Below are 24,675 nucleotides of genomic sequence, written 5' to 3' on the forward strand. Positions count from 1 at the left end.
ACATCTATCCGGTACGATATCCGGTGACTTTGGAGAACAAGGAGACAAGGCCTGAACTCCGTCTACATCACGTTGGGTGTAACAGTCATTCTGGTGCTGGTGGCAGCGCTGGTCGGGCCGTTCTTTATCGACTGGACCGTCTATCGGTCGACTTTCGAAAGCTATGCGGAGCGCGCGCTCGGGCACAGGGTGACTGTGCTGGGGGAGGCGGACCTGCGGCTTCTGCCCGCGCCCTCCATCAGTTTTTCCGACGTGCGTGTCGGTGGTGCCGAAGATCCGCTTCTGGTGGTCTCGCGCTTCGACATGCGCATCGAGCTTCCGTCGCTGCTGAAGGGCGAGATTCGGGTTCTCGACATGGAACTCGACCGTCCGCACCTGTCGCTTTCACTTGATGAGGCTGGTCGACTGGACTGGCTGACGGCGATGACGTCGAGCGGCGCCATAGCCAAACTGGCACCGGATGACCTGTCCTTCGAAAAGGTGACGATCCGTGATGGCGCATTGACGATCGTCGATGCGCGGTCCGGCGAAATCAACCGGATCGACGACGGAAATCTGGTCGTATCCGCACGCTCGCTGGAAGGTCCGTTCCGAGGCGCCGGCAGCCTCACGCTGAATGGTGCGCCCTATACGGTCAGTCTTGCAACTGGCCGCGCACAGGAAAACGCCGGACTGCGCGTCAAAGGCGAAGTCACCCCCACCAACAGGCCGGTGAACTTTGCTTTCGACGGTCAGCTTCAGGTGGCCGACGCCGCGCCCGAATTCGACGGCCGCTTCACCATCGCCTCGGTTGCGCTGGAAGAAAACGATCCGAATATCTGGCAGGCGGAAGGGCAGTTCACTGCCGATATCGCCGAGGTCGCGGTACCCGAATTCGAGTTCCGCTATGGTCCCGAAGACCGGCGCTTGAGCATGACCGGCAATGCGGATCTGATCTATGCCGGCGAAAAGCGTTTTGAAATCCGTGCGAAGTCGAAACAGGTCGATCTGGACAGGTTGCTGGGCGGCGGACCGCAATCACCTGTCGACATCAACGAGGCGGCGACACGGCTGATTGCTGCCCTGCGTGTCGTGCCGCTGCCGTCCATCGACGGTGCCGTTTCAATGGATGTTCCGGCGCTGGTGGCCGGTGGCGGCATCATCCAGAATGTTCGCCTGGATCTTGAAACCATGCTGGGCGGCTGGCGCGTCGCGCGCCTTGCCGGACGCCTGCCGGGCCGCACGACGGTTGCCACCCAGGGCGACCTCGGCCTCGAGCCGTCTTTGACCTATCGCGGTGCGGTGTCTATCAGCTCGGACCAGCCGGGGTCGCTTCTCAGCTGGTGGCGGCAGAAGGAAGCCGGCGTCGGTACTATCGAACCGGTTTCCCTGGAAGGACGCTTGAACCTCGTGTCCGAAGGTGCGGCGCTGGACAATCTGCGTCTGACCATCGCCGGTTCCGAAGCCCGCGGCGGCCTGGCCTACCGCATTCCACGCAGCGGCAATTCGGAATTCTCGCTCTCTCTGGAAGCAGACCGGCTCGATCTGGACCAGATCGAAAACCTGGCTGCCCTGCTTCACCCTCAGGCTGTCGAAGCGGGGGAACCGGCAGATCCAAAAGGGCTCGATGTTTCCTTGCGCCTTCGTGCCAAACAGGTGGTGGCACGCGGTGTCGAGGGCGAAGGTCTGGCGCTGGAGGCAGAGTATTCGGACGGCGGTGTCAGGATCGACAGGTTGTTTGCAAATGACCTTGCAGGCGCCCGGCTCGATGTCTCCGGCGATATCCGCAATCTCTTTTCAGCACCCGAGGGAGCCGTGTCCGGAACGCTCGACGCCCGGGACCTGTCCGGTCTTGTTGCGCTGGCAGGCGGGTTGTTTCCCGAAACAGTCTTTGTTGAACGGCTGGAACGCGCAGCCGCAAGCCTGGTGCCTGCCAAGTTCGATGCCGAGTTGAAGGCGGCTGCGGTTGGCGAAGCAACGGATATGACACTGCGCCTGGATGGGAGCGCGGGCGGCGCCGACGCTGCGATCAATGCCGAGCTCAAGGGCCGTGTCGACCAGTGGCACGATGCCGAAGTTGCTGTCGGCGTGGAACTGAAGGGCCCGGATGGCGGCCGGCTTCTGCAGCAGCTCGGTTTTGACGTCATTCCTCTGGAAGCTGCCGGAACAGGCCATCTGGCGCTGAATGTTTCCGGCATTCCGGCAAAGGGGCTGGCCACCGACCTTTCCACGGAGATCGGCGGATCCAGCGTTGAAGCCAACGGAACCTTGACCCTGAAAAAGGATGAGGCGCCGGAATACCTTGTTTCGGTGACCGCAGAGACAGCGGACCTTGGCCCACTGGCCTTGATGGCCGGTCGGGTTCTGCCGGTCATGAGCGGCACGATCCCTGCAGCGCTTTCGGTCGATGTCGAAGGGATTGGCAGCTCGATGGCCGTCAGCAGGGCCGAAGGCTCGCTCGGAACGACGACGTTCGAAGGTCGTCTGGAAGGCGACCTTGAACCGGCACCGGGCGAACGTAACAGACGTTTCTCCGGTGAGATAACCGTCTCCGAGGCCGATCTGCGCACAATGACGGAACTGGTCCTTGGTCCCGATCAGTGGTTCTCGGCGGGGGACGGTTCAAGTATCTGGCCGACAACCCCGTTCGGATCGCCGCTTCTGGATGGCCTCGACCTGACAATGCAGTTCAAGGCAGACAGAATGCTGCTGGACGAGGACACCGCCATTACCGGTCCGAGTGCCGAACTTCGTCTGTCTCCCAGCCTGTTCCGCCTGGACGGACTGCAGGGAGCCTTTGCCGGTGGTCAGCTTGACGGCAGCCTCTCGATACGCCGGACCGAGGCGGAGGCCGCAGTTTCCGGCCGGGTGAAACTGGGCAATGCCGATCTGAGGCAGGTATCCTGGCGGCCGGACAACAGGGCGGTCGCTTCCGGCACGCTCGACCTTTATCTGGAATTCGAAGGGGCGGGTCGCTCGATCTCGGCAATCGTGTCAGGCCTCAACGGTGGCGGTACGTTCTCGATGGAAAACGGCGACTTCCGCGGTCTCAATCCGCAGGCCTTCCCGCTGGTGACACGCGCGGTGGATGCGGGGCTGGACCTTCAGGAGAACAAGATCCGTGACGTTTTCGTCAGCCACATGGCGGCGGGAAGTCTTCCGTTCAAGCGCGTTGACGGCACGCTGACAATGGTGGGCGGACGACTGAGCGCCCGCAACGTTGTTGTCGATGCCGAAAAGGCGGAGATCTTCGGCAGTGCCGAGGTCAATCTCGCCAGTTACGATCTCGACGCGGATTTCTCATTGAAAGTCGATCCGGGCGAGGACGCGGTCACCGGTGCTGAACCGCAGGTCGGACTGTTGTTCGAAGGGGCGGTCGAGGCTCCGGAACGCCGCGTCGACATCGCGCCGTTTACCGCCTATCTCACCCTGCGTGCCTTTGAGCGGGAGGTTGAACGCGTTGAGAAGCTTCAGGCGGAAATTCTGGAACGTGACCGGCTTGTGCGGGAACTGAAAAACCAGCGGGAAGGCGAAGCCCGCCGGGAACGTCAGGCAGCCCGGGCGGCCGAAGAGGAGCAGCTTCGTCTTGAGCAAGAGCAGTCCGGAGGAGACATTCAGCCTCAGCCGGATCCGGACAAGCAGGAAAATTCAGCCCTTCCGCAAAAGACCGACGATGCGCCGCGCAGGGAAACCCGCGCCGCGCCGCCGCCAGTGCCTGCGCCTGCCCCGGCACCAGCTGTTGCCGCGGCTCCCTTTGCCGAGCGCATTCGGGCCGTGTTGGAGACGCCAGACCTGGAAGACCTGACCGCAGCGCCAGATACTGCCCCGGTCACCACTCCTTCGAACAGCCTGCCACCCCTGGACCCGCCGGTCTCCATCGAAGACCTTCTGACGCGCGACGTCGGCTCGCCGCTGGTTCTGCCCGGCGCGCAGTGACAGGCTGGTACGACGGGCCTTCGCTCGTCGATATTGGGCAGGTGTTGCCTGAAGCCCATTGAACGGCGATCGGAAAAGAAGCCGCCAGTCCTTTTCACTCAAAGTTTCAGCAATCTCTCCTCAGGATGAGGGAGATGTATGTTGCAGAGGCGGCAAGAGGGCTGAAGCTCAGAGGCAGTCCGGGCACTTCTAGCTGCGCTGTGGGCAGGCGAAAAGCAGGGGACCGGAAATCAGATTGTCAGCCGTTCATCCCTCCGAAATCAGACCAGCTTCCATTTGGACCCGTTTCAAGGCCCAGACCCTGACTGCCGAAGACAGCGGGTCTTCCGGGTCGCGATTGTCGTCGATTTCGGCAATCAGTCCGGCGAGGGACTTGTTCGCGGCGTCGGCGTAGGCGTCGACGACGGCCCAGAATTCCGGTTCCAGCGCCAGGCTGGTGCGGTGGCCATGAAGGGAGAGGGAGCGCTTTAACAGAGCCATTGGCGGTCAGCTGCGATCGTCGGAAGAGCCCGGGCCAGAAGGATCGGCTTCGATTTTGTCTGCGTCTGTTATTGCTTTATCGGATTGTTCGGCATCCGGGTCGTCAGGTTTTTCCAGAAGATGCCCGTCGACATGGGCATCCAGCGTTTCCCGCCGCTGACGGGCCGCCTCACGTTCGGCTTTGGACCGGCCATACTTGCGCCGGTTGTCCTCGGCCGTCTTTTCCTTGTCCTGACGGTTCTTCTGCTTGCGCACCATGCGCAGATTGATGATCTCCGCGCTCATGGGAAAGGCTCCCGATCTCAGGTCTTCTTGCGGAATGCATCCAGGGAAACGACTTCGCCGCCACCGTCACTGCTTTCGGCAGCTTGCACGGCAGGTTTCGCCTTGGTGTCTGCAGTTGCAGCTTCCTTGTCGCCTGCGCCGTCGTCCTGCCTGGCTTCGTTGTCGGCATGTTCCTGCTCGGCCCTGGCAAGCTCTTCCACGGCTTCCAGCAGCTCTTCCGGCAGTTCTTCCGCCGTCTTGCCGGGGTCGAACTCCAGCGCGAACTGTACGGACGGATCGAAGAAACCCTTGATGGCAGAGAAAGGCACCAGCAGCTTTTCCGGCACGCCGCCAAAGGACAGACCAACCTCGAACGCATGTTCGCCGATGGCAAGATCCCAGAACTGGTGCTGCAGCACGATGGTCATTTCCTGCGGATAGCGCTCCTTGAGCCGCTGGGAAATGCGCACGCCAGGGGCATTGGTGTCGAACGCGATGTAGAAGTGATGGTCTCCGGGCAGCCCGGTACGACCGACTTCGGCAAGTATTTTCTTCACCGCTCCACGCAGCGCGTCCTGGATCAGAATATCGTATCGCAGAAGGTCTTCAGACATCGGTTTTCGTCGAATCTCGCTGGAAAAGTCCACTATCAGGAGCACATTGACGGGCCGAGATCAAAAAGAAAAGGCTCTTTTCCAAGTGAACCCAGATTAATGTGTGCAACCCGGCAATCATCGCTCATTGGTCATGCAACCTATGTAGGACGCTGCAAATACATGGGAAGATCAAGTGGAGGCTTCTGTTGCCAGGTGCCTCCGAACCCCGCCCGTGAGTGCTACCTCAAAGGACTTAGTGGACTACCGGCGCAGCGTTACGCTGCGACAGCGTTGTCCATAGCATAGTTGTCATTTGCAACTATTAAGAAAGCCCGATAACGGTGGTACAATGCCGAGCAAAAGCACAGTCTTTACGCCCTCGTCGATCCTATTTCGCCCCCGCCGAAACCCATGGAGTTTCCGTAGCTTAGCCCCATGGGCTTGGGTGGAGGCGCCGGGTACCGCCCCCGGGTCCGATAGGTTTATTGCACTGACCATTTATTGCCATAGCTGGCGAACCAGCAGCCCTGATATAAGGTCTTCGGCCCTGAAATGAAAGAGGCTTCTGGTAAAGCATGTCGTTTGCCGGCTTGGCGCATGGCCATTCTTCCACAGCACGTGCCAAGTTGGGGAAAGTGCGGGGGAGGGGCTGTCTTTTCGGAAAAATCTGCCAAGTTAACCACAAACTCCAGATCTCCTGACCGCGAAGGCTTCCGCCGTGCAGCAATATCTCGATCTCTTGTCGAAAATCCTGGACGAAGGCGTTGATCGGGGCGACAGGACCGGAACGGGCACGCGCTCGATCTTCGGCCACCAGATGCGCTTCGACCTCTCGCAAGGTTTCCCCTGTGTCACGACAAAGAAGCTGCACCTGAAGTCGATCATTCACGAGCTGCTGTGGTTCCTCGCGGGCGATACCAACATTCGGTATCTGAAAGAAAACGGGGTGAAGATCTGGGACGACTGGGCGGACGAGAACGGCAATCTCGGACCGGTCTATGGCTACCAGTGGCGGTCGTGGCCCGCTCCGGACGGCAGATCCATCGACCAGATCGCCAATCTGCTGAAGATGATCCGGACCAACCCGGAAAGCCGGCGGCTGATCGTCTCGGCGTGGAACCCGGCTCTGGTCGACGAGATGGCCCTGCCGCCGTGCCACTCGCTGTTCCAGTTCTACGTGGCTGACGGCAAGCTCTCCTGCCAGCTTTACCAGCGGTCGGCGGATGTGTTCCTGGGCGTGCCCTTCAACATCGCCTCCTATGCGCTGCTGACCATGATGGTGGCCCAGGTGACCGGCCTGAAGCCCGGCGACTTTGTGCACACGTTCGGTGATGCGCATCTTTATGCCAACCACTTCGACCAGGCCCGTGAGCAGCTCACACGTTCGCCGCGGCCCTTGCCGGAAATGAAGATCAATCCGGATGTCACGGATCTTTTTGCGTTCAAGTTCGAAGACTTCGAACTGACCGGCTACGATCCGCTCCCGCATATTGCCGCGCCGATCGCGGTTTAGCCACCGGCTCGTTCAGCTCACTTCGAACCAGGTCATCATGCCGGAAGCCGCATGACCGAGCATGTGGCAATGGATCAGCCATTTCCCGGGATTGTCCGCTACAAAGGCGATCTTGACGGTCTCTCGCGGCTGACTTGTGAAGGTGTCGCGCCAGTCGGGATTCTCCAGTTTCGTGCCATCGCGCTCGATGACGCGGAAATGATGGCCATGCAGGTGGATCGCATGCGGAAAAGCCGTGTCGTTCCGGCTTTCCAGAAGGATCGTGTCACCGCGCTTGGCGGAAAACATCGGATCATCTTCCATACCGGCCACACCGTTGAAAGCCCAGAAGAGTCCCTCGGACATCATCTGGCGCATGTCCATCTCGACGCCGTGTCTCATCATCGACTGCATGCCGCCCATGGCTCCACCCGCCATCACCAATGGCAGTTCCCAGGGAGAGCTCAGATCGGGTTCCGGCAACCGGTTCGGCGGTGGCAACACGAGTGGCAGGTCTTCGCTCTCGGTTTCCGAGACGACGAAGTTGGCGAAGGTGAACGGCTTGCCGGTCATCATCTCGAACGGCAGCTTGCCTGTTTCCTGAGGTCGCAGCACCAGGTCCATGCGCTGTGCCGGCGCCAGTTGCACTGTGCCCTCGACCTCCCGCGCGGTGTCAAAGGCCTGCCCATCAAGTCCGACTATCTTCGCACCAAACCGCGCCGGAGCCAGATCAAGAATACGTGCCGTGGAGGCGTTGATCAGGCGCAGCCGGTGCCAGCGGTTCATCTTCAACGCAATGTCCGGCATCGAAGCGCCGTTGATGGTCAGCCAGTTGCCCAGACGTCCGGCATGGGCAAAGTCGTGCATGGCACCGAAGCTTGCGGTTTCCAGGATACCGTTTTCGTCCAGGCGCCAATCGTTGAGGATCAGTGTGATGTCGCAATCCGGGTCGAAGGTCTGCTCGTCGTCCTCGACAATCAGTGCGCCCGCGAGGCCGCGCGGCACCTGGTTCCAGCTCATGTTATGGGCGTGGTACCAGAAGGTGCCTGCATCCGGCACGACAAAATCGTAGTCGAAGCTTTCGCCGGGGGCGACGGGAGGCTGGGTGAGGCCGGCAACACCATCCATGGCATTGTCGATGCGGATGCCGTGCCAGTGGACCGAGGTGGGTTCGTCGAGGTTGTTGGTGAAGCGCACTCTGACGCGTTCGCCGCGCTTGACCCGTATCTGCGGGCCGGGCAGCCGGTCGTTGTAGAGCCAGAGATCCGAGAGGCCGCCGTCCTTGCCATAAAGTCGGGCCTGTCCCTTGACCGCCGCAAGGTCGAAGAAACCTTCTTCCGTTTTTGCCAGAGCAAAGGCTGGTGACATTGCAGCAAGGCCTCCTGCCACCGATGCTTTCAAGAACGAACGCCGATCCACTCTCCCACCTTCCTGACGTAAGTTGCTTATCCCCCTCACTATGGTGGTTCCAGTTGGTGGAAGGTCAAGCTCCTCGCACGGCAATAAACCTTTCAAATAACGCTCGCATTTGGCGATGAAACTGCCGACACTTCCTTCAGGTTTCACGCAAGGGAGCTCTCCATGAAGTCAACCGACGGTCTTTCGCTCTCACCCCACACGGCGGCTGCCGAGCGTCGCGGGTTCGATACGTCCCTTGGCCGCAAGCTCTGCGCCGGTGCCGAGGCAGGTTTGTTGCCGCATCTTCATGTCGTGATTGCAGAACGCGGTGGTGAGACGGTTCTGGAAAGTTATGGCAAGGGAGAGGACGAAAACTGGGGCCGTCCGATCGGTGAGGTAACCTTCGGCCCCGAGACCCTTCACGACCTGCGTTCTGTCACCAAATCCATCGTCAGCTTGCTCTACGGCATTGCACTGGAGCGGGGCGAGGTGCCGACGCTCGATACGCCGGTGCTGGAGCTTTTTCCCGAATATGCCGACCTTGCTGTGGATCCGAAACGCATGGAACGGACCGTGGAGCACGCCTTGACCATGTCGCTCGGCATGGAGTGGGACGAGACCCGCCCCTATACCGATCCGGAAAACAGCGAAATCGCCATGGAAATGGCCCCGGACAGGTACCGTTACATTCTGGAGCGGCCGCTGGTGGGAGACCCCGGCACCCGATGGATCTACAGCGGCGGAGCCACCGCGCTGGTGGGCGAGATCCTGCAACGGGGAACAGGGCAGAAGCTTGCCGATTATGCAAGGGAACGCCTGTTTTCTCCGCTTGGCATAAATCAGTTCGATTGGTCTATCGGCCGGGACGGGGCCTATTCGCCGGCGTCCGGGCTGAGGTTGGCTGCGCCCGACCTGCTGAAGATCGGACGTCTCGTTCTTGACAACGGTATCTGGCAAGGCCGGGAGATCGTTCCCGAAGCCTGGATCCGAGCTTCACTGCAGCCAATCATCGAAACCAGCGAAGGGCCGGGATACGGCTATTTCTGGTTTTGCGGCCAGGTTCCCGTTCCGGCTCTTGGCGGCCCGACACCCTGGTTTGCCGGCTTCGGTAATGGTGGCCAGCGACTCTGGCTGTGCCCCAAGGCCGATGTTGCGGCCGTCATCTATTCCGGCAATTACAACGACTGGTCCGCCTGGATCCCGCCGACCCGGGTCTGGAGCGAGATCATTCTGGCGAATTTACGGGAAGCGTAGCCTCGCCTTTGAACACCTGATCCTGACACCAACACATCCTCAGGATGAGGGGGAAGGAGGGGAGGTTATGTTAAGCGTGCGTGCTGGTTGCGCTGATCCGCAATGCAGGACGAAAGCTCGAAGCGCTTTCACCCCTGCCGATGCGCTTCCAGGAAGTCCCGGTACCACAGGGCACTGTTCTTCAGCGTACGGACCTGGGTGTCGTAATCCACGTGAACGATACCGAAGCGCATTTTGTAGCCTTCGGCCCACTCGAAATTGTCCATCAGGCTCCAGAGGAAATAGCCTTTCACCGGAACGCCAGCCTCGCGTGCATCGGCAATGGCACCGAAATGTTTTTCCAGATAGTCGATCCGGCGCTGGTCGTTGACGACACCGTCCTGCGGCTCGTCGTTGTAACAGGCGCCGTTTTCAGTGATGTAGCAGTCCGGAAGCGGGTAACGGGTGTCGAGATCCTTCAGGAGATCCGACAGGCCCTTTTCATAGACTTCCCAGCCGATATCGGTCAGCTCCGGCCCCGGAGTTGGGGGAACCGTCTCGGCCATCGGATAGGCCGCGCCGACATTGGTGTCTGCTTTCACGCGTAGCGGCGTGTAGTAGTTCAGCCCCCACCAGTCGAGAGGCTGGTGAATGGTTTCAAGGTCACCGTCGCGAATGTCCATGTGGTCGCCGAAGGCGCTGAGCACATCCGCCGGATAGCTCCCCTCGAACAACGGTTCGAAGAAAATACCGTTGTTGAACTGGAAGGCGCGCTCTGCCGCTTGCCTGTCCTGCGGCGCGTCGCTGACCGGATAGACGGAATGCGCGTTGATGACGATCCCCATCGGCAGGTCCGGCTTTACGGCCCGGGCAGCCTGAACGCCAAGACCATGTGCCAGGTTCAGCGTGTGCACACTGGCCGCGAAGGCCTCGATGCTTTTTTCACCGGGAGCATGGATGCCGTAGAGATGGCTGAGATGACAGATGCACCAGGGCTCGTTGATGGTGGCCAGTGCGTCCATCCGGTCGCCGAGCCGTTTGACGACAATCTCCGCATAGTCCGCAAACGCTTCCGCCGTGCTGCGGGCGGTCCAGCCGCCGTCGCCCGCCAGGGTCAACGGCAGATCCCAGTGGTACAGCGTCGGATAGACCTTCAGACCACGGGCAACCATGCCATCGATCAGCCGGTCGTAGAAGTCGAGACCCTTCTCGTTCACCGGTCCTCGGCCATCGGGAAGAATGCGCGGCCAGGCGATGGAAAATCGGTAGGCGTCGACGCCGAGTGACTTGATCAGATCCAGATCGCTTTCCCAAAGATGATAGTGGTCGCAGGCCAAGTCTCCGGAATGCCTCTGGTAAACGCGGCCGGGCATCTTGGAAAAGGCATCCCAGATGCTGGGTTTGCGGCCATCTTCGCTGGTTGCGCCCTCGATCTGATAGGCAGCGGTTGCAACGCCGAACAGAAAATCGCCGGGAAAACGGAGCGCAAGGTCTTTGGGAAGTGCCATGGGAACTCATCTGGAGTGGAAACGCGAATGCGATGGTCATAGGTTTCAAAGCGCTTTGGATCAAGTGATTTCGTCTTGCGTTCTGAGTATTGCCCGCCATCAATGTGTCAGGTCCGGTGCGCGTGAAGTGTCATCAGCCAGCGCCAGAAGGGGAGTGCAGGTTCAATAACCCTTGCAATCGCTTCGTGGCCGTTTGCCCCCTGAAGCGATCCGATATCGCTGACGTCTCGCCAAACGGCGAGACCCTTGTGCCGAGCGAGACCACTGCGTGGGTGGTCCGCGGGAAAGCCACGAGGAGCCTTGGCAAGATCTGGGGCGGACATTTCAAACCCGGCAGCCGTCATATGGGCGATCAGGTCTCCGATGTCCTCGCCGTTGTCCGTCTCGAGGGTCTGGAGAAACGATCCGAGCACCGGTTTTGAAAACCGCATGCACCCTGCGCCGGTGCGCACATGATCGGCTTCCACGGACAGGAAGAAGCTGGGCGGTTGCGCGTCCTTGCCCTGGAAAGCGGTGTCCTGCGGCCAGAAGGCCATGCGGACATGGGTGTTGTAGGGTGTCTTGTCCCTGGAAAAGCGCAGGTCCCTGTTGATACGAAATTGCTTTGAGGTGAGGTTGTGGCCGCAAAGCCGCGAGAGCGTTTCGGCAAGCCTGCCGCGAACCGCGTCGGCCGGAACCTTGACGAAGCGCTGGTAGTCGGCCGTGTGCGCTTCAAACCAGTCCCTGGTGTTGTTGGCGGCAAGCTCTTCCAGAAAGCGGAAGGTTTCTGGCTGAAAACCGACACCTGTCATTTTGCCGTCTTTCCGGTTTTCGGCTTTTTGGCCTTGGTAGCCTTGGGCGGGAGTGCGCTGACATAGGTTCTGGCCATCTCGATCCAGCTCTTCAGGTCTTCGTCGCTCTCGATCCCTTCCGGCGCGACCCGGATAAAGCCGGGCATGGGCCGGCCACCGATCTTGCAGACCGAGGCGAAGGGCCTTGCCACCGCCTCTTCCTGCTGCTCGGTTCCCACACGCGCCATCAGCCCGCGTCTGGAAGCGCAGACCAGCATGTTGCCGTCGACCATGAAGCAGGTGGAGCCGAACATGCGCTTTTGCTCGACATTGTCATCCGGGATCAACGCGCGGGTGCGTTCGATCAAGACGGTTTCCATCAAGTCGGACATTCCGAAAGTCTCCTGGTCGTGGCGGTCCAGTTTCAAGGACGTGCCAAGGGGCGCTTATCCGACAGCCTGGCAAGAAAAATGTCTGCGATTTTTCCTGGCTCGCGTTTCCATGCTAGGAGGCGTTTGAGGAATTGAAAACCGGATTCGGAGATGGCTTTGCCGGAACTTGTCTTGATTGCCGCGGTGGCACGAAACGGGATTATCGGATCCGATAACGACATGCCCTGGCGGTTGCCGTCGGACCTGAAGTATTTCAAGCGGCTGACGCTTGGAAAGCCGGTGATCATGGGGCGCAAGACGTTTCTGTCGTTCGGCGGCAAGCCCTTGCCGGGACGTCCGCATGTGATTGTTTCCAGGGATCCGGACTATGCGCCGGAAGGTGCGGAAGCTGCGACGTCCCTTGAAGAGGCGCTGCGGCGGGGAATGGAACTGGCCGCGGATCTTGGCGTCGACCAGGTGATGTGCATCGGCGGGGGGCAGCTTTATGCCCAGGCGATCGGTAAAGCCGACCGTCTCGAGATCACCGAAGTGGACGCGCAGCCGTCGGGAGACACCCGCTTTCCGGACATCGATCCGGCGGTGTGGCAGGAAGTCGGTCGGGAGCCGGGCCAGCGCACCGAACGCGACAGCGCAGATTTCACCTTCGTCACCTACCGCCGCAAGGCTTGAATACCTATCGGATCCGTTTTCATGAGTTTACCTGCCAATCTGACGGCCAGATGGGCCACTTTCGATGAGCTAAGCCTCAACGACCTCTATGAAGTGCTCAAACTGCGCCAGGATATATTCATTCTGGAGCAGGCGTCTTTTTATGCCGACATCGACGGCAAGGACCAGACGGCGCTGCATTACCTCATCAGAGACGAGGAGGCAGGAGCGCTTCTGGGCGCAATCCGCCTGTTCACAGAACCGCAGCATGGCCGTGCCCGCATTGGCAGGGTGGTTATTGCCAAGGCAGGCAGGGGGAGCGGGCTCGGGCGTCTCATGATGCAGGCCGGCATCGACAAGGCGGAGGCTCTGGTTCCAGGGTGTGAGATCCACGTTTCCGCACAGGCTTACCTGGAGGCTTTCTACGGCTCCCTGGGCTTTGCGACGGTGTCTGAAGAATATATCGAGGATGGTATTCTGCACGTCGACATGATCCGTTCCGCCAACGTGAACTGAGCCCGTCTTGTCGGGCCAAATACCGGCTGGGTGCGGCCAAATGTTCCGTCGGTCTTGACAGTCTCCCCGTTTACCACCACCTGCGGCACGGGAACGCACGGGTTTTGGGAGGTTTTTACGTGGGGCTTTCCGTTGAAAGCATACGGTAACCTCCCTATAACCAACGGTGAGTCAGAACGGGTGAAAATCCCTGTCCGGCATAACGTGCCGGACGTCAAAGAAGGAAGTTTTGATGCCTTGGAGCAATCAGTCAGGTGGCGGTGGCCCCTGGAAAGGTGGCGGAAACAACGGCGGCCCTTGGGGCAGCGGCGGTGGCGGCGGCGGTAATGGCAACGGCCCGTGGGGTGGTGGCTCCAACCGTGGAGGCGGAAACCCACCCGATCTTGAAGAGCTCCTGAAACGTACCCAAGACCGCATGCGCAACGTCCTTCCGGGCGGCGGCGGCGGCGGCCTGGGTTTCATCGGCGGCGGGATCGTGGTCGGCGTGGCGCTTATCGTCTGGCTGGCCTTCGGCTTCTATGTTGTCGATGAAGGCGAGGTCGGTGTCGAATTGGTACTCGGCAAGGTCGAGGATCAGACCCCTCCTGGCCTGAACTACAACTGGCCTTATCCGATCGGTGAAGTTTACACCCCGAAAGTCGAACTGCAGCGCGAAACCACTGTTGGCACCGAAGAAAACGTCAGCAGCTCCGGCGTCGTGCGCGCACGCGATGTTCAGGAAGAAAGCCTGATGCTGACCGGTGACGAAAACATCGTTGACGTCGGTTTCAAGGTGCTGTGGCGTATCCGGAATACCAACCAGGGTATTGCCGACTTCCTGTTCAATATCCAGGATCCGGAAGCGACTGTGAAAGCCGTGGCCGAAAGCGCGATGCGTGAGGTTGTCGGCGGATCGAAGATCGACTCCATCCTGACGGAAAACCGTGTTTCCATCCAGAATGACGTTGCCAGCCTGATGCAGAAGACACTCGACAGCTATCAGTCGGGTATCGAGATCGGCGAAGTCCAGATGCAGCGCGTTGACCCGCCTGCTCAGGTTATCGACGCCTTCCGTGACGTGCAGGCCGCACGTGCCGACGAAGAGCGCATCAGCAACGAAGCCAAGGCCTACGCCAACCGGGTGGTCCCGGAAGCGCGCGGTGAAGCAGCACGCGTTCTGGAAGCGGCAAACGCCTACAAGGACCAGACCATTGCCGAGGCAACCGGTCAGTCCCAGCGTTTCACCAAGATCTACGAAGAATACAGGAAAGCACCGGACGTGACCCGTGAGCGCCTGTATCTCGAAACCCTGGAAAAAGTTTTGGGCTCGAACAACAAGATCATCATCGACAGCGACTCGACAGGCTCCGGCGTGTTGCCGTACCTGCCGCTGAATGACCTGAACGGGCGTCAGACCGCCCCTGCACAGCGCGCGGGAGGCAACTGATCATGCGTAGTGGTATTCTTGCAATCGTCCTGCTGATCGCAGCGGTCGTCGCCTACCTTTCGGTCTTCATCGTCAATCCGACCCAGCAGGCGCTTGTCCTGCAGTTCGGTAAGATCGTCGAACAGCCGAAGAAGGAGCCGGGTCTCTACTTCAAGATCCCGTTCGTTCAGAACGTCGTCTACTTCGACAAGCGCATCCTGAACCTGAACATGCCGCCGCTTGAGCCGATCACCTCGGACAAGAAGCGTCTGATCGTGGATGCCTTCGCGCGGTACCAGATCTCCAATCCGGTGCTGTTCTATCAGCGTGTCCAGAACATCCAGACCGCCAACCGGCGCCTGTCGACGTTCCTGCAGTCTTCGCTTCGTTCCGAAGTCGGCCGCACCAGCTTCGTGGCACTTGTTCGCGACGACCGTACCGGCGTGATGGAAAACATTCGCCGGGATATCGATGCCAATGCCGAACAGCTCGGCATCGAGGTGATCGACGTGAAGATCCGCCGTGCGGATCTGCCGGACGCCAACTCGCAGGCAATTTACGCCCGTATGCAGACCGAGCGTCAGCAGGAAGCCACGGAAATCCGTGCACAGGGTGAAGAAGCTGCCCGCAGGATCCGGTCCCGTGCGGATCGCGACGCGACCGTTCTTGTTGCTGAAGCACGCCGTGACTCGGAAATCATGCGTGGTACCGGTGACGCTGAAAGAAACAGGATCTTTGCCGAGGCATTCGGTGCCGATCCAGAATTCTTCGCCTTCTACCGGTCCATGCAGGCCTATGAGGCAGGATTGCGGTCCGGTGATACCAGCCTGGTGCTGTCGCCTGACTCAAGCTTCTTCCGCTTCTTCAAGGACCCGACCGGTATCTTGCCGGCTCCGGGTACTGATGGAAACGGTAGCCAGGGCGTATCCGACCGGAATCCGTCGCTCGCTGCACAATGAGCGAACTGGTAACGGCGCTCGGCCTGGTCCTGGTGCTTGAAGGTGTTCTCTACGCGCTTGTGCCCGGTGGCATGAAGTCCATCATGCGCAGCGCGCTGGAGACACCGGACCAGACCTTGCGGGCAACTGGCCTGATCGTGGCGGTTATCGGCGTATTTCTTGTGTGGATCATTCGCGGATAACGAAAAGTTTTCGGGCGGGAGGCGCAAAATCTTCCCGCCCGTTCTATATTCTGAACCAAGGACCGGAACAAACCCATCGACTGGCAGCATTCTGACTGCAGTCCAACCGGCTGGGATGAGGAGAAAGCCCTATGGCTCCACTAAGTATTCGCCGTCGGATGACCAGGATCGCCGCAGTCGCGGCGGGCATCGTAATCGGTGGAATGGCAGCTTTTCAGCCTATCCAGGCAGCATACGCACAAGGACCTGTGTCCGTCGCGGATCTGGCGGAAGGTCTCGCGGATGCAGTGGTGAATATTTCCACCGCTCAAACCGTGCAGGGCCGCCGTTCGGTGCCGATGCCGCAGGTTCCGGAAGGTTCGCCCTTCCAGGAGTTTTTTGAAGAATTCTTCAACCGGCAGAACCGGGACGACGACCAGCCGCGGCGGGTTCAATCGCTGGGTTCGGGCTTCGTCATCGACGGGGAAGCCGGCATCATTATCACCAACAATCACGTTATCGAAGGGGCGGACGAAATCACCGCCAACTTCAACGACGGCACCAAGCTGAAGGCGACGCTCCTCGGCACCGACGAGAAAACCGATCTCGCAGTGCTGCAGGTGGAGCCGACCACGCCTCTGAAGGCCGTCAGTTTCGGCGATAGCGACGCCATTCGCGTCGGCGACTGGGTGATGGCGATCGGTAACCCGTTTGGTCTGGGCGGCACGGTGACCGTCGGTATCGTGTCGGCACGAAACCGCGACATTAACTCCGGTCCCTACGACAACTTCATCCAGACGGATGCCTCCATCAACCGGGGGAACTCGGGTGGACCGCTGTTCGACATGGAAGGCAACGTGATCGGCATCAACACGGCCATCATCTCGCCGTCCGGCGGCTCCATCGGCATCGGTTTTGCGATTCCGGCCAACACCGCCATGAACGTGATCGATCAGCTGCGCAAGTTCGGCGAAACCCGCCGCGGCTGGCTGGGTGTGCGCATTCAGGAAGTCACGGACGAGATTGCCGACAGCCTGGCAATGGACAAGGCCATGGGTGCGCTGGTTGCCGGTGTGACCGACGATGGTCCGGCGGCCAAGGCGAAGATCGAACCGGGTGACGTGATCATCAAGTTCGACGGCAAGGATGTCGACACGATGCGCGAACTTCCGCGCATGGTGGCGGAAACTGAAATCGGCAAGGAAGTCGAAATCACGGTTCTGCGCAAGGGCGAGGAAGTCGCCATCAGCGTGATCCTGGAGCAGCTCGTTGAAACCGAGGTGACCGAAGCCAGCGCAACCGAGGAAGAAGAGCCTGCGGAAAAGCCGGTCGAAAAGAGCGAAGTGCTCGGCATGTCGCTTGCCGTTCTGGACGACGCCTTGCGCAAGCAGTTTTCCATCGATGAAGACGTCAGCGGTGTTGTGGTCACGGAAGTGAAGCCAGGTACCTCTGCCGAGGAAAAGCGCGTGATGGCTGGCGATGTCATCAAGGAAGTCGCTCAGGAAACGGTCGAGACGCCGGAAGACGTCATGGCCGAGGTCGACAAGCTGAAAAAGGACAACCGCCGCTCGGCCCTGCTTCTGCTGGCCAATCCGACGGGTGATGTCCGCTTCGTTCCGGTACGGATCGAAGACGAGTAATCCTTCCGGACTTCGGAAGTTGAATGCAGAAGGGCGCCGTGAGGCGCCCTTTTTTTCTGCTTTTAATCACCTGCACGGTCTTCCTGAAGACGGCTGAAGGTCTGTCTGGAACGGGAAGGGGGATGCTTTGGAGCAAGAGGCCCATCCTTCGAGACAGCGCTCCGCGTTTCCTCAGGATGAGGTTGGTGGGGGGGCGGAGTTGGGGGACTTGGAGGATGTGATGGACTTGGCGAGCTGGATGTGTGGTGGGGCGAATTGACGGTTCCTAGCCTAACCACTTCAAAGGGTTTTGTGTTCGGTATCCCCACACACTCTCCCTCATCCTGAGGAAGGCCGGAGGCCTGTCTCGAAGGATGGGCTGCATACTCCGTTGAAAGGTCATTCCTTGAAAGACAAGCAAGACCGCCCGCGCGAGGCGAGGACTCGAAACCGCTCAAATCAGGATTGCCGCAGGCCCGTGCCTTAACTCAGAACGAAATCGCTTTCCGCGTAGCCTTGCAGGTAGAGCAGGGCTGTTAGGTCGCCGTGGTCGATGCGGAAGTCGGCGGCGGCGGCGACAGCCGGTTTGGCCCTGTAAGCGACACCGGCTCCAGCACGTTCGATCATGGCGAGGTCGTTTGCGCCATCTCCGACCGCAAGCGTATCTGCGAATTCCAGGCCACGCTCCGCAACGAGATATTCCAGGCGGGTGCGCTTGGCTTCGCGTCCGAGAATCGGTTCTCCGACCTTGCCTGACAGTTTTCCGTCCATTTCCAGCAGGGTATTGGCCTGGTTCTCGTCAAAACCGATCAGCGTCGCGACAGCAGATGTGAAATGGGTGAAGCCACCGGAAACAAGGGCGCAGTAGGCGCCGTTCGCCTTCATCGTCTGGACCAGCGTGCGGCCGCCCGGCATCAGCTGGATCCGCTTGCTGAGCACCGTTTCGATGGCCGACACCGGCAATCCGGCGAGAAGGCCAACACGTTCGCGCAGGGCCGGTTCAAAATCGATCTCGCCGCGCATCGCCCGCTCGGTAATTTCCGATATGCGATCCTTGAGGCCAAGTTCAGCCGCCAGTTCGTCGATGCATTCCTGGCGGATCATGGTGGAATCCATGTCCGCGATCAGCAGGTGCTTGCGGCGGCCGGCTTCCTTCTGCACAAAGACGTCGACGGGGGCACGGCCAATCACTTCGCGCAGGATACCGTCCGCGGCACTTGCATCCAGACCCTCAAAGCGGATATCCGCTGCGACACCTGCAGAAAGACGTGTCGAGGTTCCGGTAACGCCGAGTGCGTCGGATGCCAGCCGAACCAGATCCTCGTCGACTGCAGGCGCAGCAGGAGTGGACACCAAAGTGGCAACAAAAGACATGGACGGTTCCCTGGACGACGATGACGGCACGCCCGCAACTGCCAGGCGCGCCATTCTGATAGCCGGGCCGACAGCCAGCGGCAAGTCCGCTTTGGCGTTGACGCTGGCCAAAAGGCTGAATGGCGTCATCGTGAATGCAGATTCCATGCAGCTTTACGAAGACTTGCGATTGGTGAGCGCACGCCCCAGCGTCGCGGAGGAGGGGGAAGCGCCTCACAGGCTATACGGCGTGTTGCCTGCATCGACGGCCTTTTCGACCGGCGACTGGCTGCGTCTGGCGGAACGGGAACTGCAAGATGCCTGGGGAAACAGCCAGATGCCTATCCTCGTCGGTGGCACCGGCCTCTACTTCAAGGGGGTGACGGAAGGCTTTGCGGAAATGCCCGGCATTCCGGAAGAGATCCGCGCCAGGGCGAGATCCATTGCCGACACGCAGGGTGTCGAAGGCTTGAGGCAGCAGCTGATTGCCGAGGGGGATCCTGAGTCTGCCGAGGCGCTGGTTGATCCGCAACGTCTTGCTCGTGCACTGGAGGTTCTGCTGGCAACCGGTCGCCCTCTGAAGGCGTGGCAACAGCATGCCCAGTCATCGCCACTTCTCAAACCGCAGGCGTGTCACCGGATCGTTCTGGCACCACCGCGGCCCTGGCTGCATGAACGTATCGAGCAACGGGCAAGGTTGATGGTTTGCGAGGAAGGCTTCAATGAAGTGCGGGCCCTGCTTGATCAAGGCCTATCGGATAAGTTGCCAGCGATGAGGGCGATCGGCGTGCCGGAACTTGGCGCCTATCTTGCCGGAAAAGCCGATTATGCAGAAACCATCCACAGGCTGACTGTTGCAACGCGTCAATATGCAAAGCGTCAGGAAACCTGGTTTCGCAACCAGATGTCGGATTGGCAACGGGTTGATCCTTCAAACCTAATTGAGATGGAGGCTTTTCTTCGAACGGTTTGACGGCTCAGCGTCAACTTCTGATGTGTGCGGTGCAGCAGTGGTGTGAGCGTAACTCTTTGGTATTGCGAATATATTTTTGTCAAAATTGATCTTATACTTTTGTCTGCCATGGCAATGGCACAATTCAGGGTTACATGGCTAGCATGCGTTCGGTGGCGGGATTCGCCGCCGCGTGTACGGCCTGAAGAAATCCTAGACTGGGAGGTCACGGTGCAGACGATCATACTCGAATGCGGTTCAGTGCGGCTCGTCCCTTTCACGCCAACCGATATTCATCTCGTCAAAGATCTTCACTCCGACCCTTACGGCAACCGATGTACAGAATATTCCACCAATTGCACCGTCGTTGATGCGGAAGAACTGGTGCGGTCTGCTCAGCAGAACCAGGACGACCTCGGGTTTGCCAAGTGGAAGGCGGTGTCTTCCGATGGGGTATTTCTCGGCTGGGCCGGGTTTACGCCTGTCAGCGAAACTTCCGAGATCAGTCTGAACTATTGCCTGCGTCTCGACGTGCTGGATCAGGACCCGGATCTGCCCAAGCGCCTTTGTGCCGCCTTGTCTGACTGGTTCTTCGAAAACACCTATTTTTCCCATCTGGTCGCTGTCGTGCGCACCGACAACCGGAACATGCGGGAAGTGGTCAAGGGCAACGGTTTCTATCATCGCGAAAGCAAAGTGATCGAAGGCATGCAGGCGGACGTGTTTCAGCTCCTGAGCCCGTCCATGCAATCCTATCTCATGAGTGCTTAGGCATTTTCGGGGCTTACGGGACCTCGGGAAATGCGTCGGGACCGTGTCTGCCACGGTCCCTTTTTTTGAGAGTAACCCATTTGAACACACCCATTCTGACAACAGGCAGGCTGCGCCTGTTGCCTTTTTCCGAAGATGACTTCCCATTGTTGCAGGACCTTCATTCAGATCCGGAGGTCAATCGCTATCTGTCTCCGGGACCGGCGATCATGGATCCGGAGGAAGTGCGCCGGCGACTGGCGAATTACGTCGGCGATCACCGGGGCACCGGGATGTCCAAATGGAAACTGGAGACGATTGAGGGAGCCTTTATCGGCCGGGCGGGGTTCTCGTTCGAAAGGAACCCGGAAGGTTATGAACTCGGCTACAGCCTGAAACGATCAGCCTGGGGGCAGGGCTATGCGAGCGAGATCGCGCGGGCTCTTGTCGGTTGGTTTTTCGACACGACACAGAACGATCACATGCTCGCCTATGCAGTCGCGGAGCATAAGGCTTCGCAGCGGGTGATGCAGAAGGCAGGACTGCGTTTCTGGCGGGAAATAAGAAAGCACGGATTGCATTGCCGGTTCTACCGGATCACGCGTCGGCAATATCTTCGTTCTCTGGAGCCTGGCACGGGCGGTTGATCACTTGAGTGCGATTGGTCGCCATCAAACTCCGGCAGCCTGCAAGGCGGCGGGCAGGGCGGCCGCTGTCACGGTTTCGGCAAGGGCTTCATCCGACATGGCCCGTGCCGTGGTCAGCCCTCCTATCAGGAGACTGAGAAACACCCAGGCGCGGTTCCGACGTTCAGAAAGATTGCCTTCCTTCAGCCCCTCGGCAACCAGTGCCGCTATCTCCTGCATCTTGTCATCATAGAGTTTGCGGGTCTCAGGCTTGGCCCGTGCGACATCGGGCGATAGCGCGGTCATCGCACAGCCGCAGGCGCGGTCCTGTCGATGCGCCGTGCCGAGATAATACCGTGCAAATGCCTCGACCCATTTGTCGCCGAAACGTTCCCGGTAGTCAGGAATGGTGGTGATTACTTCTTCCAGTCCCTGTTCCAGCGCGGCGTGAAAGGCCCCGTCCTTTGATCCCAGGTGCGCGTAGAATGCACCCGAGGTAGCGCCCGCCGCCTTTGCGATCGCGTCGACACCAACCCCGGAATACCCTTCGCTTCGGAAGGCCCTGCTTGATGCGCTGAGCAAGGCTTTTTGAGTTTCTGCCTTGCGAAGCTGTTGTTTTGCCATGCGGTTCTCTCACTTTAAGAACGATCGTTATATATCATGTTGACTTCATAACGATCGTTACATAAATAGGGTGCGTCAGAAAATATAACGAACGTTATATTTAATCGAGAGGAACGGAAATGCCACTTGCACTCAATTACACCCAAGGCGTGATGAGCGAAGATGCCGGTTTGAAAGCAGGCAGGAAAATCACCGAAGCCTTCCTGAAATGGCACGGGCTTGGCGGCAACAAGGTCATGACCCCGAACGTGACCATGCAGATACAGGCACTGCCAAAGAATGGGGCGCTGTCCGGCGGCGAGCCGGTGGAAGGGGCGTGGCTGGAATGCAAGACGCCAAGTTTTGCCCTGGCTGCGCGGGACGTTCAGGTCGGGTTCTTCAAGGAAGCAACAGACATCATTGCCGCGGCGGCAGAAGGTCGTTTGCCACGCGACCGCATCTATTCAAACGTGGTGCACACTGTGGACGGGACCTGGAACCTGGACGGCGAAGCCATGACCAACAGCCAGCTTTCCGAACGGATTTCTCAGGGTTGACGTCACAACACGAACTGAACAGGGGCCGCTTCTGCGGCCCCTGTTGGCGGATCCAGGGACACTTTACCGGCAGGCCACGGGGAATTCAGGAAACCGGGCCACTCTCGAGTGAGCCGAGAAAACGCTTCAACTGGCGTGGACGGATGAAGACATGGCTCACTCCGGAGAACACCCTGATGCTTTCCAGATCACGTTCCCGCCGCGTCCGCCTGTAGTTCAGAACGAACTTGAAAAACGGCCAGTCGAAGCGCTCCAGGCAGCCATCCGGCAATTCGCCACTGCGGGTGCCGCCGCGGCCGAGAACGGAGCGCTTCAGCACTCTTGTCGCACAGAGAAACGTCTTAAAATCGAGATAGATGAGCGTATCGGCTGCTTTCAGGCGAAGGTCCAGGGTGCTGCCGTAGTTGCCGTCCATGATCCAGCGCGGGCGAGCGATCAGTTCTTTCATGGTGGCGCGCCAGGCTTCGGGGGAAGGGCGCTGCCAACCCGGTTGCCAGTAATGACTGTCCAGATGAATGACGGGCAGGCCGGTCAGGTCGCTCAAGGTTCGGGCCGCACGGGACTTGCCGGCCCCCGGGCATCCGGCGATCACCACGCGCTTCATCTCTCCGTCTGTGCCAAGGCTTTCCACCCCGTTTGTCCTCCCCGACAAAACAAAGCCTCCTGAACCTTACCGGAAAATCGGTGGCTCAGGAGGCTTTTCGTGTCAGGTCCGAAATCGGGCGACAATACAGTCACCTTGATCCGGAGCTTTTGGTGGTTCCGGCGTTAGACGGCAGCAAGCGCGCCCGGGTTGCCGGTCTGCTGGCGCAGGGCCAGCTTGTTCATGGCCGAAACATAGGCACGGGCGGAAGCGACCAGCGTGTCGGTGTCCGCTCCCTTGCCCGTGGCAATGCGGCCGCCAGCCTCCAGGCGCACGGACACTTCGGCCTGTGCGTCGGTGCCCTCGGTCACTGCATGCACCTGGTACAGCGACAGCTTGGCTTCATGCGGCACGATTGCCTTGATGGCGTTGAACGTGGCGTCGACAGGACCGTCGCCCGTAGCTTCCTTGGTAACGTGTTGGCCGTTGACGTCCATGGTCAGGATCGCCTTCTGCGGGCCACCCGTACCGGCAATTACCGTCAGCGCAATCACCTTGGTGCTTTCGCCCAGGATGCTGATTTCGTCCTCGACCAGGGCTTCGATATCCTCGTCGTAAACGTGTTTCTTGCGGTCGGCGAGGTCCTTGAAACGGCGGAAGGCATCCTGCAGGGCATTGTCGCCCAGTTCGAAGCCCAGTTCTTTCAGCTTGTCGCGGAAGGCGTGGCGGCCGGAATGCTTGCCCATGACCAGCGAGGTGGATTTCACGCCAACATCTTCCGGGCGCATGATTTCGTAGGTTTCGGCGTTTTTCAGCATGCCGTCCTGGTGGATGCCGCTCTCGTGGGCAAAGGCGTTCTTGCCGACGATGGCCTTGTTGTACTGAACTGCGAACCCGGAAGCGCCCGCCACCATCTTGGAAGCGCGAACCATGAATTTCGGGTCGATCTGGGTCATGTAGGGCAGGACGTCGCTGCGGGTGCGGATCGCCATGACGATCTCTTCCAGGGCAGCATTGCCGGCGCGTTCGCCCAGGCCGTTGATGGTGCATTCGATCTGGCGGGCACCGCCGGCGACACCGGCCAGCGAGTTGGCAACCGCCAGGCCCAGGTCGTTGTGGCAGTGGACCGAGAAGATCGCCTGGTCGGCATTCGGCACGCGCTCACGGATCTGCTCGAACATGGACTTGTATTCGTCCGGGGTGGCGTAGCCGACCGTATCCGGCAGGTTGATGGTGGTGGCACCGCACTTGATGGCGGCTTCCACGCAGCGGCACAGGTATTCGATCGGCGTGCGCGTTGCGTCCATTGCGGACCATTCGACATCGTCGATCAGGTTGCGCGACCGTGTCACCGTGTCGGTGATGATTTCCAGCACCTGTTCTTCGGTCTTGTTCATCTGGAACTTCAGATGGATCGGCGAAGTGGAAACGAAGGTGTGGATGCGGCCCTTGCCGGCGTGTTTCACGGCTTCGCCGCAGCGGTCGATATCAGCGTGGATGGCGCGGGCCAGACCGGCAATGACGGAGTTTTTCGAGCGCTTGGCAATTTCGCTGACGGCTTCAAAGTCGCCGTTCGAGGCAATCGGGAAACCGGCTTCGATGATGTCGACACCCATGTCGTCGAGAATTTCCGCGATCTGCAGCTTTTCTTCCAACGTCATGGAGGCGCCGGGCGACTGTTCGCCGTCGCGCAATGTGGTGTCGAAGATCCGGACCTGGTCCTTCTCGGAAGTGGCAGTCATGTCGTTTCGTCCCTGGCTTGGATCGGGCCTTAAGTCGCTCGGGTAAGGAAAGGCGTGGCGCGATCCGATGGTCGTGATGCGGTTTTTTGAAAACTCTCCCCTAAGTGCCCGTTCCGCCTAAAGACAAGCGAAGCAGCCGACGCTCAGGGGCAT

24 protein-coding genes and 1 other RNA gene are annotated in these 24,675 nt (G+C 59.8%); 13 read left to right on the forward strand and 12 right to left on the reverse strand.

The genetic code is table 11. The annotated features are described in order from the left end of the window. The first annotated feature begins 72 nt into the window (after nt 1-72). On the forward strand, nt 73-3,915 hold the full coding sequence (locus tag FIV05_RS14935) for an AsmA-like C-terminal region-containing protein (RefSeq protein WP_152510099.1): 3,843 nt from the start codon (nt 73-75) through the stop codon (nt 3,913-3,915). A 246-nt stretch (nt 3,916-4,161) separates the two neighbouring features. On the opposite strand, the gene FIV05_RS14940 is transcribed toward FIV05_RS14935, so the two are convergent. The 4 genes from FIV05_RS14940 to ssrA all read right to left on the reverse strand — a co-directional run bounded on the left by FIV05_RS14940 (nt 4,162) and on the right by ssrA (nt 5,817). Beyond that, nucleotides 4,162-4,395: a ribbon-helix-helix domain-containing protein gene (locus tag FIV05_RS14940; RefSeq protein WP_152510100.1), complete on the reverse strand. Its 234-nt coding sequence runs from the start codon at nt 4,393-4,395 to the stop codon at nt 4,162-4,164. 6 nt (nt 4,396-4,401) lie between these two features. Then, complete coding sequence (locus FIV05_RS14945; RefSeq protein WP_152510101.1) at nt 4,402-4,680, reverse strand: DUF4169 family protein; 279 nt, start codon at nt 4,678-4,680, stop codon at nt 4,402-4,404. A 17-nt stretch (nt 4,681-4,697) separates the two neighbouring features. After that, nucleotides 4,698-5,273 carry an SspB family protein gene (locus FIV05_RS14950; protein WP_023000519.1) on the reverse strand — a complete coding sequence of 192 codons (576 nt, stop codon included), beginning with the start codon at nt 5,271-5,273 and terminating at the stop codon, nt 4,698-4,700. 174 nt (nt 5,274-5,447) lie between these two features. Further along, nucleotides 5,448-5,817, reverse strand: a transfer-messenger RNA (tmRNA) gene (ssrA, locus tag FIV05_RS14955). 156 nt (nt 5,818-5,973) lie between these two features. On the opposite strand from ssrA, the gene FIV05_RS14960 reads away from it, so the two are divergent. Beyond that, complete coding sequence (locus FIV05_RS14960) at nt 5,974-6,768, forward strand: thymidylate synthase (RefSeq protein ID WP_023000520.1); 795 nt, start codon at nt 5,974-5,976, stop codon at nt 6,766-6,768. A gap of 12 nt (nt 6,769-6,780) precedes the next feature. On the opposite strand, the gene FIV05_RS14965 is transcribed toward FIV05_RS14960, so the two are convergent. Next, nucleotides 6,781-8,115 carry a multicopper oxidase family protein gene (locus FIV05_RS14965; protein ID WP_152510102.1) on the reverse strand — a complete coding sequence of 445 codons (1,335 nt, stop codon included), beginning with the start codon at nt 8,113-8,115 and terminating at the stop codon, nt 6,781-6,783. 213 nt (nt 8,116-8,328) lie between these two features. Here FIV05_RS14965 and FIV05_RS14970 point away from each other — a divergent pair, with 213 nt between their 5' ends. Beyond that, nucleotides 8,329-9,399 carry a serine hydrolase gene (locus FIV05_RS14970; protein ID WP_152510103.1) on the forward strand — a complete coding sequence of 357 codons (1,071 nt, stop codon included), beginning with the start codon at nt 8,329-8,331 and terminating at the stop codon, nt 9,397-9,399. A 128-nt stretch (nt 9,400-9,527) separates the two neighbouring features. On the opposite strand, the gene FIV05_RS14975 is transcribed toward FIV05_RS14970, so the two are convergent. The 3 genes from FIV05_RS14975 to FIV05_RS14985 all read right to left on the reverse strand — a co-directional run bounded on the left by FIV05_RS14975 (nt 9,528) and on the right by FIV05_RS14985 (nt 12,048). Beyond that, the gene (locus FIV05_RS14975; RefSeq protein ID WP_152510104.1) at nt 9,528-10,886 is read right to left on the reverse strand and encodes a GH1 family beta-glucosidase; all 1,359 of its coding nucleotides are present in this window, start codon (nt 10,884-10,886) and stop codon (nt 9,528-9,530) included. Between the two features lie 107 nt (nt 10,887-10,993). Further along, on the reverse strand, nt 10,994-11,677 hold the full coding sequence (locus tag FIV05_RS14980; RefSeq protein ID WP_152510105.1) for a DUF2461 domain-containing protein: 684 nt from the start codon (nt 11,675-11,677) through the stop codon (nt 10,994-10,996). Then, complete coding sequence (locus tag FIV05_RS14985; protein WP_286202194.1) at nt 11,674-12,048, reverse strand: TfoX/Sxy family protein; 375 nt, start codon at nt 12,046-12,048, stop codon at nt 11,674-11,676. The genes FIV05_RS14980 and FIV05_RS14985 overlap by 4 nt, the downstream gene beginning before the upstream one ends. Before the next feature lie 150 nt (nt 12,049-12,198). Here FIV05_RS14985 and FIV05_RS14990 point away from each other — a divergent pair, with 150 nt between their 5' ends. The 6 genes from FIV05_RS14990 (at nt 12,199) to FIV05_RS15015 (ending at nt 17,377) form a co-directional block, all read left to right on the forward strand. Then, nucleotides 12,199-12,717: a dihydrofolate reductase gene (locus FIV05_RS14990; protein ID WP_152510106.1), complete on the forward strand. Its 519-nt coding sequence runs from the start codon at nt 12,199-12,201 to the stop codon at nt 12,715-12,717. Nucleotides 12,718-12,738: 21 nt separating this feature from the next. Further along, a complete protein-coding gene (locus FIV05_RS14995) occupies nt 12,739-13,212 on the forward strand; it encodes a GNAT family N-acetyltransferase (protein WP_152510107.1) in 474 nt (157 codons plus the stop codon). A 232-nt stretch (nt 13,213-13,444) separates the two neighbouring features. Beyond that, nucleotides 13,445-14,638: an FtsH protease activity modulator HflK gene (hflK, locus tag FIV05_RS15000; protein ID WP_152506025.1), complete on the forward strand. Its 1,194-nt coding sequence runs from the start codon at nt 13,445-13,447 to the stop codon at nt 14,636-14,638. 2 nt (nt 14,639-14,640) lie between these two features. After that, on the forward strand, nt 14,641-15,576 hold the full coding sequence (locus FIV05_RS15005) for a protease modulator HflC (protein ID WP_062488168.1): 936 nt from the start codon (nt 14,641-14,643) through the stop codon (nt 15,574-15,576). Then, nucleotides 15,573-15,758, forward strand: a complete 186-nt coding sequence (locus tag FIV05_RS15010) for a DUF2065 domain-containing protein (RefSeq protein WP_023000530.1) — start codon at nt 15,573-15,575, stop codon at nt 15,756-15,758. The genes FIV05_RS15005 and FIV05_RS15010 overlap by 4 nt, the downstream gene beginning before the upstream one ends. A 131-nt stretch (nt 15,759-15,889) precedes the next feature. Continuing rightward, nucleotides 15,890-17,377, forward strand: coding sequence for a DegQ family serine endoprotease (locus tag FIV05_RS15015; RefSeq protein WP_152510108.1), 1,488 nt, complete (start codon nt 15,890-15,892; stop codon nt 17,375-17,377). 462 nt (nt 17,378-17,839) lie between these two features. On the opposite strand, the gene serB is transcribed toward FIV05_RS15015, so the two are convergent. Then, the gene (serB, locus tag FIV05_RS15020) at nt 17,840-18,730 is read right to left on the reverse strand and encodes a phosphoserine phosphatase SerB (protein WP_152510109.1); all 891 of its coding nucleotides are present in this window, start codon (nt 18,728-18,730) and stop codon (nt 17,840-17,842) included. Between serB and miaA the strand changes: the two genes are divergently transcribed. From miaA to FIV05_RS15035, 3 genes are all read left to right on the forward strand, one after another. Next, nucleotides 18,729-19,682 carry a tRNA (adenosine(37)-N6)-dimethylallyltransferase MiaA gene (gene miaA, locus FIV05_RS15025; RefSeq protein ID WP_152511942.1) on the forward strand — a complete coding sequence of 318 codons (954 nt, stop codon included), beginning with the start codon at nt 18,729-18,731 and terminating at the stop codon, nt 19,680-19,682. The genes serB and miaA overlap by 2 nt on opposite strands. 210 nt (nt 19,683-19,892) lie before the next feature. Next, nucleotides 19,893-20,432, forward strand: a complete 540-nt coding sequence (locus tag FIV05_RS15030; RefSeq protein WP_209009669.1) for a GNAT family N-acetyltransferase — start codon at nt 19,893-19,895, stop codon at nt 20,430-20,432. A gap of 80 nt (nt 20,433-20,512) precedes the next feature. Further along, complete coding sequence (locus FIV05_RS15035; RefSeq protein ID WP_173013856.1) at nt 20,513-21,058, forward strand: GNAT family N-acetyltransferase; 546 nt, start codon at nt 20,513-20,515, stop codon at nt 21,056-21,058. 24 nt (nt 21,059-21,082) lie between these two features. Here FIV05_RS15035 and FIV05_RS15040 read toward each other — a convergent pair whose 3' ends face one another. Then, complete coding sequence (locus FIV05_RS15040; RefSeq protein WP_152510111.1) at nt 21,083-21,661, reverse strand: TetR/AcrR family transcriptional regulator; 579 nt, start codon at nt 21,659-21,661, stop codon at nt 21,083-21,085. A gap of 119 nt (nt 21,662-21,780) precedes the next feature. Here FIV05_RS15040 and FIV05_RS15045 point away from each other — a divergent pair, with 119 nt between their 5' ends. Next, a complete protein-coding gene (locus tag FIV05_RS15045) occupies nt 21,781-22,197 on the forward strand; it encodes a hypothetical protein (RefSeq protein WP_023000537.1) in 417 nt (138 codons plus the stop codon). A gap of 85 nt (nt 22,198-22,282) precedes the next feature. Here FIV05_RS15045 and FIV05_RS15050 read toward each other — a convergent pair whose 3' ends face one another. Beyond that, nucleotides 22,283-22,849 carry an adenylate kinase gene (locus tag FIV05_RS15050; RefSeq protein WP_209009670.1) on the reverse strand — a complete coding sequence of 189 codons (567 nt, stop codon included), beginning with the start codon at nt 22,847-22,849 and terminating at the stop codon, nt 22,283-22,285. Nucleotides 22,850-22,965: 116 nt separating this feature from the next. Then, nucleotides 22,966-24,522: a 2-isopropylmalate synthase gene (locus FIV05_RS15055; protein ID WP_152510112.1), complete on the reverse strand. Its 1,557-nt coding sequence runs from the start codon at nt 24,520-24,522 to the stop codon at nt 22,966-22,968. Nucleotides 24,523-24,675 lie beyond the last annotated feature (153 nt).

Origin of the sequence: Labrenzia sp. THAF191a (assembly GCF_009363335.1) — a bacterium.
Taxonomy (GTDB): Bacteria; Pseudomonadota; Alphaproteobacteria; order Rhizobiales; family Stappiaceae; genus Roseibium; species Roseibium algicola.

Bases quoted from the DNA above. Each gene is read 5' to 3' on its own strand.
- FIV05_RS14940 (WP_152510100.1), bottom strand. From the start codon at position 4,395: ATGGCTCTGTTAAAGCGCTCCCTCTCCCTTCATGGCCACCGCACCAGC.
- FIV05_RS14990 (WP_152510106.1), top strand. From the start codon at position 12,199: ATGGCTTTGCCGGAACTTGTCTTGATTGCCGCGGTGGCACGAAACGGG.
- FIV05_RS15045 (WP_023000537.1), top strand. From the start codon at position 21,781: ATGCCACTTGCACTCAATTACACCCAAGGCGTGATGAGCGAAGATGCC.
- FIV05_RS14985 (WP_286202194.1), bottom strand. From the start codon at position 12,048: ATGTCCGACTTGATGGAAACCGTCTTGATCGAACGCACCCGCGCGTTG.
- hflK (WP_152506025.1), top strand. From the start codon at position 13,445: ATGCCTTGGAGCAATCAGTCAGGTGGCGGTGGCCCCTGGAAAGGTGGC.
- FIV05_RS15040 (WP_152510111.1), bottom strand. From the start codon at position 21,661: ATGGCAAAACAACAGCTTCGCAAGGCAGAAACTCAAAAAGCCTTGCTC.
- FIV05_RS14980 (WP_152510105.1), bottom strand. From the start codon at position 11,677: ATGACAGGTGTCGGTTTTCAGCCAGAAACCTTCCGCTTTCTGGAAGAG.
- FIV05_RS14995 (WP_152510107.1), top strand. From the start codon at position 12,739: ATGAGTTTACCTGCCAATCTGACGGCCAGATGGGCCACTTTCGATGAG.
- serB (WP_152510109.1), bottom strand. From the start codon at position 18,730: ATGTCTTTTGTTGCCACTTTGGTGTCCACTCCTGCTGCGCCTGCAGTC.
- FIV05_RS15015 (WP_152510108.1), top strand. From the start codon at position 15,890: ATGGCTCCACTAAGTATTCGCCGTCGGATGACCAGGATCGCCGCAGTC.
- FIV05_RS14950 (WP_023000519.1), bottom strand. From the start codon at position 5,273: ATGTCTGAAGACCTTCTGCGATACGATATTCTGATCCAGGACGCGCTG.
- FIV05_RS14945 (WP_152510101.1), bottom strand. From the start codon at position 4,680: ATGAGCGCGGAGATCATCAATCTGCGCATGGTGCGCAAGCAGAAGAAC.
- FIV05_RS15010 (WP_023000530.1), top strand. From the start codon at position 15,573: ATGAGCGAACTGGTAACGGCGCTCGGCCTGGTCCTGGTGCTTGAAGGT.
- miaA (WP_152511942.1), top strand. From the start codon at position 18,729: ATGGACGGTTCCCTGGACGACGATGACGGCACGCCCGCAACTGCCAGG.
- FIV05_RS15055 (WP_152510112.1), bottom strand. From the start codon at position 24,522: ATGACTGCCACTTCCGAGAAGGACCAGGTCCGGATCTTCGACACCACA.
- FIV05_RS14965 (WP_152510102.1), bottom strand. From the start codon at position 8,115: ATGTCACCAGCCTTTGCTCTGGCAAAAACGGAAGAAGGTTTCTTCGAC.
- FIV05_RS15005 (WP_062488168.1), top strand. From the start codon at position 14,641: ATGCGTAGTGGTATTCTTGCAATCGTCCTGCTGATCGCAGCGGTCGTC.
- FIV05_RS14975 (WP_152510104.1), bottom strand. From the start codon at position 10,886: ATGGCACTTCCCAAAGACCTTGCGCTCCGTTTTCCCGGCGATTTTCTG.
- FIV05_RS14970 (WP_152510103.1), top strand. From the start codon at position 8,329: ATGAAGTCAACCGACGGTCTTTCGCTCTCACCCCACACGGCGGCTGCC.